Annotated in this window: 11 protein-coding genes; 2 read left to right on the top strand and 9 right to left on the bottom strand. The window is 46.0% G+C overall.

What is annotated here, in order from left to right:
- Positions 1–74: 74 nt before the first annotated feature.
- Complete coding sequence (dacB, locus tag FEM55_RS05190) at positions 75–1547, top strand: D-alanyl-D-alanine carboxypeptidase/D-alanyl-D-alanine endopeptidase (protein WP_138280221.1); 1473 nt, start codon at positions 75–77, stop codon at positions 1545–1547.
- 57 nt (positions 1548–1604) lie between these two features.
- Here dacB and hslV read toward each other — a convergent pair whose 3' ends face one another.
- The 6 genes from hslV to FEM55_RS05160 form a co-directional block, all read right to left on the bottom strand.
- A complete protein-coding gene (gene hslV / locus FEM55_RS05185) occupies positions 1605–2144 on the bottom strand; it encodes an ATP-dependent protease subunit HslV (protein WP_138280220.1) in 540 nt (179 codons plus the stop codon).
- Between the two features lie 35 nt (positions 2145–2179).
- A complete protein-coding gene (locus FEM55_RS05180) occupies positions 2180–2677 on the bottom strand; it encodes a GNAT family N-acetyltransferase (RefSeq protein ID WP_138280219.1) in 498 nt (165 codons plus the stop codon).
- Between the two features lie 127 nt (positions 2678–2804).
- Positions 2805–4505 (bottom strand): pyruvate dehydrogenase complex dihydrolipoamide acetyltransferase, encoded by a 1701-nt coding sequence (locus FEM55_RS05175; RefSeq protein WP_138280218.1) that lies wholly within the window; start codon positions 4503–4505, stop codon positions 2805–2807.
- A gap of 114 nt (positions 4506–4619) precedes the next feature.
- The gene (gene lepA / locus FEM55_RS05170) at positions 4620–6407 is read right to left on the bottom strand and encodes a translation elongation factor 4 (RefSeq protein ID WP_138280217.1); all 1788 of its coding nucleotides are present in this window, start codon (positions 6405–6407) and stop codon (positions 4620–4622) included.
- A gap of 308 nt (positions 6408–6715) precedes the next feature.
- A complete protein-coding gene (locus FEM55_RS05165; RefSeq protein ID WP_138280216.1) occupies positions 6716–7504 on the bottom strand; it encodes an SDR family oxidoreductase in 789 nt (262 codons plus the stop codon).
- A 171-nt stretch (positions 7505–7675) separates the two neighbouring features.
- The gene (locus FEM55_RS05160; RefSeq protein WP_138280215.1) at positions 7676–8425 is read right to left on the bottom strand and encodes a LytR/AlgR family response regulator transcription factor; all 750 of its coding nucleotides are present in this window, start codon (positions 8423–8425) and stop codon (positions 7676–7678) included.
- Between the two features lie 374 nt (positions 8426–8799).
- Between FEM55_RS05160 and FEM55_RS05155 the strand changes: the two genes are divergently transcribed.
- On the top strand, positions 8800–9633 hold the full coding sequence (locus FEM55_RS05155; RefSeq protein ID WP_138280214.1) for a DKNYY domain-containing protein: 834 nt from the start codon (positions 8800–8802) through the stop codon (positions 9631–9633).
- On the opposite strand, the gene FEM55_RS05150 is transcribed toward FEM55_RS05155, so the two are convergent.
- The 3 genes from FEM55_RS05150 to FEM55_RS05140 all read right to left on the bottom strand — a co-directional run bounded on the left by FEM55_RS05150 (position 9630) and on the right by FEM55_RS05140 (position 13264).
- Positions 9630–10652 carry a cytochrome d ubiquinol oxidase subunit II gene (locus tag FEM55_RS05150; protein WP_138280213.1) on the bottom strand — a complete coding sequence of 341 codons (1023 nt, stop codon included), beginning with the start codon at positions 10650–10652 and terminating at the stop codon, positions 9630–9632. The genes FEM55_RS05155 and FEM55_RS05150 overlap by 4 nt on opposite strands.
- Positions 10653–10675: 23 nt before the next feature.
- Positions 10676–11992, bottom strand: coding sequence for a cytochrome ubiquinol oxidase subunit I (locus FEM55_RS05145; protein ID WP_138280212.1), 1317 nt, complete (start codon positions 11990–11992; stop codon positions 10676–10678).
- A 282-nt stretch (positions 11993–12274) separates the two neighbouring features.
- Positions 12275–13264: a 3-hydroxyacyl-CoA dehydrogenase family protein gene (locus FEM55_RS05140; protein ID WP_138280211.1), complete on the bottom strand. Its 990-nt coding sequence runs from the start codon at positions 13262–13264 to the stop codon at positions 12275–12277.
- Positions 13265–13371: the final 107 nt, after the last annotated feature.

The raw sequence follows: 13371 nt of genomic DNA, 5'->3' as shown, positions 1-13371 counted from the left end.
AGAATTGGTGATTACTTGTTAGTTTAGATTTGTATTCGAAACTTTTGAACTGACCTTTATCAGTTACGGCCTTTATGAAATTCAGTGTTTTTCTCTTTTTTGTGCTCTTTCAGCCTTTCGTATTTGCCCAAACCATTGATACTCTTGCGCTAAATAATTTACAGGATGCCGTGCTGGAAGTTCAGAACAGTGAATTGATGCGAAGCGGTTCGCTGGCAGTAAGCATTAAATCGGTAAAAGAAGGTACAACTATTTTTGCATTGAACCCGGAACGCTCGCTTCCTTCGGCTTCTACCCTGAAACTTGTTTCAACAGCAACCGCACTGGCTGTCTTTGGCGGTGATTTCCGGTTTCAGACTTTTCTGGAACACGACGGTATCATCCGGAACGATACGCTGGTCGGAAATATTTACATTCGCGGAACGGGTGATCCTTCGCTGGGAAGCGAACGGTTTAAAGGCTATCTGTCAGGCTCACAATTAATTGCCCGCTGGATTGCAGCCATAAGTAAAACAGGGATCGTATGTATCCGGGGAAAAGTGCTTGCAGATGATTCTTTTTTTGATACTGAAACCGTGGCAAGTACCTGGATCTGGGGCGATATGGGAAATTACTACGGCGCAGGCGTACAAGGTCTGAACTTCATGGAAAACCAGTATAAGGTCAGATTCAGGCCGGGTGCGGACGTTGGCGATCCCGCCGCATTTGCAGGCATCGAACCGCTGATTCCTTATCTATCTTTTACAAATCAGGTTACAACCGGAGAAAGAGGAAGTGGCGACCAGACGATCATTTACAGCAGCCCGCTGGGAAACAATGTCGTGCTCACCGGCACAGTTCCCGCCGGAGTTCCGTTGTTTTCAGTAAAAGGTTCCATTCCGGATGCAGCCGGATATACCGCATTGGCTTTGAAGTCGGGATTGAAAAATGCATCGGTTACAGTCCTTGACAGCAACTTTATTGCTGCGGGCATCCTGCCGGTGACCGCTGCTGTCAGGGTTGTACTGGACGAGTACAAATCACCGCCATTAAGGGAAATCTGTCAGCAGACCAATTTCTGGAGCGTCAATTTATTTGCGGATGCCTTTTTCAAACAAATCGGAAAGAAACTTTCCGGAAAGTCCGGCTTTGAAAGTTCGGCAGAGGCGGTAACCACATACTGGCTGAACAGAAGTGCCGATATGCGGGGATTTTATATCAAGGACGGCAGCGGATTGTCGCCTTCAGGTTCTGTTACAACCAGCAGTATGACGGACATTCTGAATGCCGCAAACCGGGATAAAAGCTTTGGCGATTTTTACAAAAGCATTGCCGTGCTCGGCCTGAACGGAACCGTACGGAATCTGGGAAAAGGCAGTAAAGCTGCCGGAAACATGCACGTTAAAAGCGGCTCCATTGAAGGAACCCGCGCGTATGCTGGTTATGTCACATCCAAATCAGGCTCCTTATTGAGCTTTTCCGTCATTGCGCACAAATACCTTCCGGGCAGTAACCGCATTGTTACGGACCAGCTGGTGAAGCTGATGACCTTAATGGCGGAACTTTAAAGAAAAGCCATGGAACGGCAGCACGGTTTCGGTATGCCATTCCATGGCTGTTTGTGTTTACTGCACTTTTTCGATCACCAAGTTATGGTTGGTGTAAATACAAAGATCGGCTGCAATAGTCAGGCCCTCACGCACCATTTCATCTGCGGATAATTGCGGTGCATGTTTCTTTAAAGCCTGGGCCGCAGAAAGTGCATAGTTACCGCCCGATCCGATAGCTGCAATGCCGTTTTCCGGTTCCAGAACATCACCTGTTCCGGAAATAACCAGAATTTCATCCTTGCTTGCCGTAATCATCATGGCTTCCAGTTTGCGGAGGTAGCGGTCTGTACGCCAGTCTTTCGCCAGTTCAATGGCGGCACGTTTCATATTGCCGCTGTATGCATTCAGTTTTTCTTCAAATTTCTCGAGCAATGTAAAAGCATCCGCAGTTGAACCGGCAAACCCGACAAGGATTTTGCCATTCATGAGCGTTCTGATTTTTTTGACATTGCTTTTGGCAACGGTATTTCCCATCGTTGCCTGGCCATCTGCGCCCAGTGAGACGGCTCCGTTATGTAACACTCCAAGGACGGTCGTAGCATGAATTTTTTCCATTGAATTGGCTCTGAGTTAAATCTTTGATAAATAGTTTATGACTGAAATTTCCTGATGTTCAGTCTGCAGAAAACATTGTCGACCGGCATCAGCGGAAAATCTTCGGGCAATGCTTCCTTGCTGATCTTTTCAAATCCGTTCTTTTCATAAAACCGTATGGCTGCACTGAGTCTGTCGATGGTTCCCAGATACAAAGTCCGGATGCCGGAAGTCACACAATAATCTTCCAGCGTATCGAACAGTAGCTGCGCAATCCGGAATTCCTTGCCTCGGAATTCTTTCTGAACAAACATTTTCCGGATTACGCCTGCATGGTTGCCAATCCGGATCAAAGCAATGCTTCCGACAACTTGGCCTTTATGGATAGCCAGCCAGAATTGTCCGCCATTTTTGCGGTAAAACTCGTCCACTATAAAAAGATCCGGCTGTTCTCCGGCAGTAATCGGGATCTGAAATTCTATCTGCTGAATATTCAGAATGAGATCAACAATCTGGTTCTGAAAGTCTTTATGAAAGGGTATAATCTGGATCATATACAGCAAATGGACTTTTTATAATGCTTACTTAAAACAAAAGTGCCAGGTTTTAAAACCTGACACTTTGTACATTTTAATTTATCTGAAGGCGGATAACCTTTTTTGTTTTTTATAAATCGGTTGGTTAAACCAGCATGCTCATCGGTTCTTCAAGCAATTTCTTCACAGTCTGCAGGAATGCGGCTCCGAGTGCGCCATCCACAACGCGGTGATCGGCAGAAAGGGTTACTTTCATGATATTCGTCGGGTAAACTGTTCCGTCTTCCTTGAATGCAGCTACTTTCTTGATGGCGCCGATAGCAAGGATACAGGAATCCGGCGGATTGATGATGGCTGTAAACTCGTCAACACCAAACATTCCGAGGTTGGAAACAGAAAAAGTGTTTCCTTCCCATTCCTTCGGCTGCAGCTTTTTGTCTTTTGCCTTGCCGGCCAGGTCTTTTACTTCTCCGGAAATAGCAGAAAGCGTTTTTTTATCCGCATCACGGATGACAGGAACCAGCAAACCTTCGTCTACGGCCACGGCCACGCCGATATTTACATAATTATATCTTCTGATTTTATCTCCGAGCCATGCTGAATTAACGGCAGGATGTTGTTTTAAAGCTACGGCACATGCTTTGATCACCATATCGTTGAAGGAAATCTTTGCAGGGCTCACTTCATTCAGCTGCGGACGCAATGCCATTGCTTTGTCCATAACGATTTCCATCGTTACATAGAAATGAGGCGCCGTAAACAAGCTGTCGCTCAGTCTGCGGGCAATTGTCTTGCGCATCTGCGAAATAGGCAGATCGGTAAAATCACCCGTTGCAGGCACTGACGGAGCGGCCGTTTCAGCTGTTTTTGCAGCAGGCGCCGGAGCAGCCGCGGCAGAAGCAGGCGCTTCGGTTTTTGCAGCAGCAGCTGCCGCCGCAGGTTTGAACTCGTCCACATCGCGTTTTACAATGCGTCCGTTATCGCCGCTGCCTTCCACCTGGCTCAGATTGATCCCTTTCTCGTCTGCAAGGCGTTTTGCAAGCGGGGAAGCCTTGATACGGTCGCCGGAATCCGCCACAGACACACTTTTATCAGCAGATGCATCCTGGCTTTCGGATTGTGCGGCAGGTTTTCCTTCGTCCGCAGCATCTATATTTTCAACGCCTGCTTCTCCGTTTTCACGTGCCAGCAAGGCCTCTACATTTGCTCCTTCTTCACCGATTACAGCGATAATGGCATCCACAGGAACGGCTTCACCTTCTTTGATTCCGGTATAAAGCAGTGTTCCGTCTTCGTATGCTTCCAGTTCCATAGTGGCTTTGTCCGTTTCAACATCGGCCAGAATATCACCGGATTTTACTTTGTCGCCTACTTTTTTCTGCCATGAAACCAGCGTACCTTCTTCCATGGTATCGCTCATTTTTGGCATGCGCACCACCACTGCATTGATTTTTTCAGTTGATGGCGCCGGTTTTTTTGCAGGCTCCGGCGTGACCGTTTCAACAGCAGGTGCGGACGGCTGGGCTTCTTCTTTGGGCGCTTCCGCACTGGCACCGTTTTGTGCTGCACCGTTGCTGCCGCCATCCAGAAGCGATTTGTAATCTTCACCTTCGGATCCGACTACAGCCATTATTCCATTGATGGGAACAGCATCACCTTTATTAACGCCGATATAAAGAAGTGTACCGTCATAATAAGATTCCAGGTCCATTGTCGCTTTATCAGTCTCGACTTCTGCGATTATTTCACCGGATTTAATTTTATCACCTACTTTTTTGTGCCATTCTGCGATAACACCTTCTTCCATGGTGTCGCTCATTTTGGGCATACGAATTACTTCTGCCATATCGCTTGTTAAGGTATTTTAGTTTCTTGGTCTATATTCAGATTTAAGTCAAAATTACAACAAAAGGCCAATTTTGCACCTCCTTTTGTCATTAATTCTAAACCTCAGCCGTTTTTAGTTGATCTTCAGAACAGCCATAAATGCCTCCTGCGGGATCTCTACATTTCCGACCTGACGCATGCGTTTCTTTCCTTTTTTCTGTTTTTCAAGCAGTTTGCGTTTACGGGAAATGTCACCGCCATAACATTTTGCAAGTACATCCTTGCGCATGGCCTTTACCGTTTCACGGGCAATGATTTTTTGTCCGATTGCAGCCTGAATGGCAATTTCAAACATCTGGCGGGGAATCAGTTCACGAAGTTTCTCGCAAAGTTTTTTGCCCCATTCATAGGATTTCGAGCGGTGTACAATAGCCGAAAGCGCATCCACCGCCTCGCCGTTCAGCATGACGTCCAGTTTGACCATGTCCGATTCCTGATATCCGGAAAGTTCGTAATCCAGCGAAGCGTAGCCGCGAGAAATGGTTTTCAGCTTGTCAAAAAAGTCAAACACGACTTCGGCAAGCGGAATCAGGAATTGCAGTTCAACACGCTCGGAAGTAAGGTAAACCTGATTTTTCAGAATGCCCCTTTTGTCCATGCAAAGATTCAGGATCGGGCCGATGTAGTCGGATTTGGTAATGATCTGCGCGTTGATGTACGGTTCTTCAATCCATTTGATATGGTTGGGTTCAGGCATTTCCGAAGGTGCGCTGATGTTTATCAGTTTGTCCTTGGTATCAAGGATGCGGAACTGCACCGACGGCACGGTTGTAATCACCGTCATATCAAATTCCCTTTCAAGCCTTTCCTGAACAATTTCCATATGGAGCATGCCGAGAAATCCGCAACGGAAACCGAAGCCCAGTGCAGCGGACGTTTCCGGTTCCCATACCAGAGCGGCATCGTTCAACTGCAGCTTTTCCATGGCTTCGCGAAGTTCTTCAAATTCGCTGGTATCCACCGGATAAATACCGGCAAAAACCATGGGTTTAACCTCCGAAAACCCGACAATTGCTTCACTTGCAGGCCGGTCAATGTGCGTGAATGTATCGCCGACTTTAACCTCTTTGGCTACTTTTATACCCGAAATAAGATAGCCCACATCGCCGCATTCTACAACCTGCTTGGGTATTTGCTGCAATCCGAGCGTACCGATTTCATCTGCAATGTATTCCTTGCCAGTCGCCATGAACTTTACACGGTCTCCTTTTTTAATGCTTCCGTTTTTCACCCGGAAAATAACTTCAATCCCTCTATAGGAATTGAATACCGAGTCAAAAATCAAAGCCTGTAAAGGCGCCGCCGGATCTCCGACAGGAGCAGGGATACGTTCAATAATGGCATTCAGGATGGCTTCTATGCCGATGCCTTCCTTTCCGCTGGCCGGAATAATATCTTCACGTGTACAATCCAGCAGATCCACCATTTCATCCTTGATTTCTTCCGGCATTGCGCCCGGAAGATCTATTTTATTCAGTACCGGAATGATGACAAGATCATGATTGATCGCCAGGTATAAATTGGAAATAGTCTGGGCCTCAGTGCCCTGAGATGCATCAACGAGCAGTAAAGCGCCTTCGCAGGCTGCAATGGAACGGGAAACTTCATAAGAAAAGTCAACATGTCCCGGTGTGTCGATCAGGTTCAGAATGTACTCTTCTCCTTTATAGATATAGTTCATCTGGATCGCATGACTTTTGATCGTGATGCCACGTTCCCTTTCCAGATCCATATTGTCCAGAAGCTGAGCCTGCATTTCCCGCTGGGTCACTGTTTTGGTAAACTCAAGCAAGCGGTCTGCCAGGGTGCTTTTTCCATGGTCAATATGGGCGATGATGCAAAAATTACGGATTTTCTTCATGAAAATAATTACTGTCTGGCGCTTTGAATGGATGTTGGATCAAAGCATGTGCAAAATTACGAGGGTAATTAATATTTCAACAGGTTTTCTTGCTGAACTTCAAACTTAAAGGAAATACTTTACGAAACAGGAATGAATGCCGGGCAATACTGCTTGCACAATACCGCCCGGATGTTCTGTAGAATGGAGTGTTGTAATCCGAAAGAACGGAACCTTTGGCTTCGGCTAAATAACAGGTTTTGTCTGGCGAAAACGATCACGCCGGTCATTCCAGAAAGTGACTCATCAAAATTCCGGTTCTTTCAGGATCAGGAATTTGCCAGCGCACGGTCGAGATGGACATACCCGCCATCCACGTAAATAAGCTGGCCGGTTGTATGGCTTGAACGGGCGGACAGCAGAAACGCGGTCATGTTGGCAATTTCCTCTGCGGTCGTCATCCGGTTTTCCAGCGGTATATTGGCAGTGATGGATTGCAGTTTTTCTGCCGGGTCCGGAAGCGTTTCAATCCAGCGTTCGTAAAGCGGTGTCCAGCATTCGGCTACAATTACGGCATTCACGCGGATACCGTATTTCAGCAGTTCGACAGCCCATTCACGCGTAAGTGCATTGCGTCCGCCGTTGGATGCCGCATATGCCGAAGTGCCGCCTTGCCCGGTATCAGCCGTTTTGGAACTGATGTTGACGATGGAGCCTTTGGAAACTTTCAGCGCCGGCAATGCATGGTGCGCCATCAGATAATAATGAACCAAATTTTTATGCAGGGATGCCATGAAGCCATGGTAATCTCCTGTTTCCAGCCCGACTCCGTCGTTAACGCCGGCATTGTTTACCAGGCCGTCAATCCGTCCGTACTCCAGTATGACTGCCGCTACGGCATTCTGGCATTCCTCGGGCCGCGTAAGTTCTGCGGCAACCTGAAAAGATTCTAGACCTTTTGCTGCAAGATCATCGACAACTTTCTGGTTATCTTCTGCATTGCGTCCGACAATAACCGGAATCGCACCTTCGGAAGCCAGAACCTGCACAATGCCTTCTCCGATTCCTTTGGCACCGCCTGTGACTATAATTACTTTGTTCTTAAGTTGTAAATCCATGGTAAAAAGTGAAAATCTTTACTGGTTTCCCGTAAGAATGTAAAGTAAAGCAAAACGCAGCAAATAAGTTTACAGCAGAAGCATATAACAGGCAGCACCATTCCGCATGCAGATTCAGTGAATGCCTGTTACAATTGCCTGGTTCAGCGCAATGAATTGTCTGTTCACGAATCAGCGAATGTTCAGATGGTGCTGAACTTCATCCTTTTTCTTGCGTGAAATCTCCACACGCGATCCGTCGGATATGATAATGAATTCATTGTTGTTGCTGATGCGTATGATATGATCGGGATTGACAAGGTGTGACTTATGCGTGCGTATAAATTTGAACTGTTCCAGCATTTCTTCAAAATGCTTGAGCGTTTTGCTGGCTACAAACGGCCTTTTGTCTTTCAGGTGAATAACCGTATAGTTCCGGTCCGCCTCGAGACGAAGTATTTCATGGATGGTAAAGAAGAAGACGCCTTCACTCGACGGAACTGCCAGCCTGAAATCCCGTATGTCTTTCTTCTCAATATTGCTTACCAGATTATCGTATAGCATGCGTTTCTGTCTTACAGATTCTTGTTTTGTCATATGGCGGTAAATGGCTTCTTTTAATTCATCGGGATCAACAGGTTTGAGGAGATAATCCAGCGCACTGGAACGAATGGCCTGAATGGCATACTGGTTATACGCTGTTGTAAAAATGATGTCGAAAGTGAATGATTTAAGCGTGGTCAGCAGTTCAAACCCGTTCTGATGCGGCATTTCGACGTCCAGAAAAATAATTCCGGGATTGAAGGAAAGTAAAATGTTCTTTGCTTCCTCCACTGAAGATGCAAGCCGTATTTCACTGACTTCCGGTATATAATTGCTCAAATAATGCTGCAGCACGTTGCGCGCTCTGAATTCGTCATCAACAATTAATACTTTAATCATGGGCTGTAGTGCTTTGTTGTGCGGCACCGGATCGACGCCTTTTTTAAGTGTGATTCAAAGTAGATGAATATTCAGGAATCGGGTATTTTCTAATGTGCAAGTGGCTCTGTGCAGTTATTTTAAGGTTAAAGCAACTGGATCGGGGAAAATAAGATCAGAAAAAACCGCAGCCATGCAGCTTGCCGCAGCAGCATAAAATAATTGAAAACTGCCTGTGGATAATTTTGGTCTGTACAATTCAGAAAACTTGAATAGATTGGGCTTTTCTGTTTAAGTATGGGATCATGGATGGTAAGTCTGCCTTGAAAAGTATCTTTTACACTTTCCTGTTTTTACAATTATTGATGGTTCCTTTCTGCTAAATCGTACTGTCTGTGAAGTCGAAAATGATCATTACAATGGGTTTCCTGTCGTTTCTTTTCGGTTGTTCTGGTTCATCTTCATATAAAAAGGAAAACGGACAATGGTATTACAAGGATTTGTTGCTGGAAACCGGGCCGAATGGCAGTTTAAAGGAGATCAATGCGTTTTTTGCAGTCGATTCCAGACATGCATTTTACCGGAACGCAGTGATTGCCGGCAGCGATGCGGAAAGTTTTACGGCACTGAGCGAGCATTATGCCAGAGACAAAGCGCATGTTTACTATTGCGATACTTACCGCAAAGGGCAGGAATATTACGCGGTTCGGCATAACCGTATTTCCGTGATCAGCGATGCCGATGCACTTACATTTGCGTATCTGGAAAGTAATTATGCTAAAGACAGCCGCAAGGTGTTTTATGAAGGAAAAAGTTTTCCCGTACGCGATGCCGGTTCTTTCCGGCTGCTGGAATACGGATTTGCCAGAGATGCGTTCAGAGGATATTATCTGCAGACGGAAATTGCTGAAAGTGACGGAAAATCCTTTCAGAATCTGGATCACGAATACGCGAAAGATGCCCGGAACATTTATTTTTCAAAAGTTCAGACGCATGACGTTGCCAAGCCTCTGCCAGTCACCATACCGGTGAAATTGGCGGAAACAGCATCATTCAGCGTGCTGGAAAAAGGCTATGCGCGGGACAACAAAAGTGTATTTTTCGAAGGAAATCCAATCAAGGGTGCAAATCCTGCATCGTTCAGAATGCTAGTCACTGAAACAGAAAATGCGGATGCCAAAGATCAGGCGGCTTTTTACAAAAACGGACGACGGCTGGTATTCAATTAATGCGGTTCGTTGTATTTCAACGGGTTTTTCTGAAAGCTGTAAATCAGATAAAAAAGGGCCGGAAGAATAAAAACGCTGCCGATCAGCAAGGCAAGACCCAGTGACTGCATGGTTTTTTCCTGTCCGGCATGTTCCATCAGTGACAAATAACCGCCGCCTTTCAGAATAACTATATTCGGGAAATGCCTGTAAGTCGTGGTCAGTAAAATCATCGTGACCTGAAAGCCGGCCAATACACGCAGTAACTTTATTTTTCCCTGATACAACAAATACCACATCCAGATCAGCGAAAGCGTTGCTGAAATAATGGCAATGCGGCCGACCCAGTTTCCGAATACCCATTCCATCAGCGGAACGTTCTCCAGATAAGCGGCTATAAAGACAAGAATCCCGCAGATAACAGCCGCTATATTGAAAAACTGTGCCTTGTGTGCAAAACGCAGCCTGCTTTGGTCATCGTCCGCTTCTCCGATGAGGTAAACAGATGCCAGAAATCCGCAGATTGAAACCGTAAACAGCCCGACCGCAACCGCAAACCAGTGCAGCCAGCTGAAAATGTATGCAGAAAGAAACGTATCCGCGTTCGGATCAATGTGCCCGGAAACGGCGCTGCCGGCAATGATGCCCAGAAAGAATGGCGTTACAAAACTTGATATGGCGAAGATGGTATTATAGATGTGCTGCATGTCGTCAACAACGGCGTCGTAATGCCGGAATGTAAAAGCAGTTCCTCTTGCTATGATTCCTAATAACATAATAGTCAATGGAATATGCAGATTTACGGACATGGTGGAATAAATAACCGGAAAACCGACGAACAGAATAACAATGGCAATGATCAGCCACATATGGTTGGCTTCCCAAATCGGGCCGATGGCCGAATACAGGGTCTTTCGTGTAACTTCCTTGTTTTTTCCGGACGTAAAAAGTTCAATAATCCCGGCTCCGTAATCCGCGCCGCCAAGCAGCAGATATAGCAGAATGGACGTCCAGAGAAAAGTGATAACAACGTAAAGCATGCGTTTTCTGGATTGGATAAATTTCAGAGTTGTGGTTTGTCGTACAGTTTTCCAACCATTTTGATCTGCCTGTAAAGCATGAATATGACCACACAGGCCAGGGAAACGTAAACAGCCGTAAAAAGATAAAACGAGTACGCGATCCCCGGCATTGGCGTTACTGCATCCGCCGTACGCATGATTCCATTAATGATCCACGGCTGCCTTCCGACTTCCGTCACCGTCCAGCCGGCTTCCACGGCAATAAACCCGAGCGGCGTTGCTGCTACAAATAATTTCAGCAGCCATTCACTTTCAAGCCATTTTTTCTTTTTCCATAAAGCCATGAAATACAGCGCCGAAATGAGCATCATGGCCGTTCCCATTCCGACCATAATCTGGAAAGCGTAGTGCGTAATGGCAACAGGCGGATGATTTTCAGCAGGAATCTGATCAAGCCCTTTTACCTCGGATTCAAAATCGCCGTGTGCCAGAAAACTGAGGAATCCCGGCAGCTTCAATGCGTAATTCACCCTTTTATTTTCCTCATCCGGAATTCCGCCGACGATCAGCGATGCCGATTTTTCGGTATGAAAATGCGCTTCCATCGCCGCCAGCTTGGCAGGCTGCCTTTTTGCAACATCTTTTGCCGAAATATCACCGCTGAATGGCTGGACAAGTGCTGCCGCACAACCGAAAATAGCTGCGATCTGAAAAGACCGCGTGTGAAAAAGTACATTCTTCCCTTTCAGGATCATGAGCGCGTGAATGCCGGCAACGGCAAAACCCGTGGCCACAAATGCCGCAATGGTCATATGCAATGCCTGCGAAAACCATGCGTCATTGAACATGGCTTTTATGGGATCAATATTCAGGTATTTGCCGTCTACAAAATTGAAACCGGCGGGACTGTTCATCCATGCATTGGCTGCCACGACCAGAATTCCGGAAGCCAGTCCGCTTACGCCCACAATGACGCCCGTAAACCAGTGAAACCATTTATTGAAACGATCCCAGCCGTAAAGAAAAAAGCCAAGCGCAATCGCTTCTATAAAAAATGCGGTTCCTTCCAGCGAAAACGGCATGCCGAAAATCGGGCCGGCGTGTTTCATGAATTCCGGCCATAAAAGCCCGAGTTCAAAAGACAGCACTGTTCCTGAAACGGCACCCGTGGCAAAGAAAATCGCAACGCCTTTGCTCCATGCCTTTGTCACATTTTTATAAACGGCCTTGTCCGTTCTGAGCCACATATAATGCGCAACGGCCATGAAAAACGGCATGACCATTCCAATGCATGAAAACACAATGTGAAATCCCAGTGAAAGTGCCATTTGTGACCTTGCAGCTATAAAATCATTCATTTGGAATTGTTTAATGATTATCTATCATTTAATCGCAGCAGTTCAGGGATCAGGAATTAGGATGTTCAAAACTAATCAAGTCTTGCGAGAAGAACCATTTTTTAGCGTTTAAAACAGTTTTGATGAGGAATTTTTTGGAGTAGGAAGGTGGGAGGAAGGATTTTGGAGAATTGGGAACGGCAGCCTGTACAAAATATATACAAAGCATAAAAGTTGATGCAAGCATCAACTTTGAAAGATTTTTTAGAAGAATCGGAAAGCGGTTAATGGACTTATGAAGTTCTATGAATTTGGATTGTTCTTTTCATGAAGTCTTTTTTTAACAATATCCGCCGGGTATTTCAGCGCCAGTTCCCTGATCTGATACGTAAATTCCTTAAAGGTTTCTTCCCACATTTCTGCTTCGCCGGGCTCATATTCGTAAAAACCATGCGAATTGGCAACGCCTCTTCCGCCTTCTCTGACGACTTTGTCAATAAGTTCAGGAACTTCGGTGCTGTTGTTCAGCGTAGGAAGCAGATTTTTCATAACCGTATGATAAGCGGGAACGCCAGTCAGGTCCATCCAGCGGAAAACCCCGACGAAAGTCATGAAATAGCCTGCGTTGTTGCGGCAGGAACGGTCAATGTCTTCAATCGTCGCATAACCGTTTTCCACCAGGCTGATGGCTTCGCGGTACATGGCGTACATAAGCCGGTTGGTGATAAATCCGGCAATATCTTTTCGTACCAGGATCGGTTCTTTGCCCCACAAATGCGATAATTCATACAGGTATTCGCCGTTCTTGAGGTCGGTTTCATCGCCACAGATAATTTCCAGAAAACGCGTGGTATGAGCTGGCTCCGTCCAGTGCAGGCCCAGAAAACGTTCGGGATACGATGTCAGCTTTTGCAGTTTACTGATCGGAATCGCCGAGGTATTGCTGGTCAGCAGTGCATCCGCTGAAATGACTTTCTCTATTTTTTTGTAAACCGATTCCTTGATGTCAATATTTTCAATCGTGCATTCATTGACAAGCCTGCATGGTTTGAGAATGGCATAATCTTCGGTAATGATCAGGTTTTTCAGGTAAAATTCAGGATCGTTCGGGATTATGCCTTTTTCCGCGGAATTTTCAAGATGTTCCCGGATTCGTTTTTCTGCATGCTGCAAATCTGCGCTGATCGGGGCAATTGCAATCACCGGATGTCCGGCAATCAGCAGACAGCTCACAATGCTGCATCCCATTAATCCCAAACCAACAATGCCAACCGGAATTTCATTTGTGTTCATTATGCAGAGGAATTTTAGGTTAAAAGCTGTTAGCTGTTAGCTTAGGGCTTTTAGAGAAATTGTTTTATTATGAATAAGATTGATTTTCAAACTTCCTACTACAACAA

Origin of the sequence: Dyadobacter sediminis (assembly GCF_005860765.1) — a bacterium.
GTDB lineage: Bacteria > Bacteroidota > Bacteroidia > Cytophagales > Spirosomataceae > Dyadobacter > Dyadobacter sediminis.
This window is presented reverse-complemented; position numbering and strand designations above follow the sequence as displayed.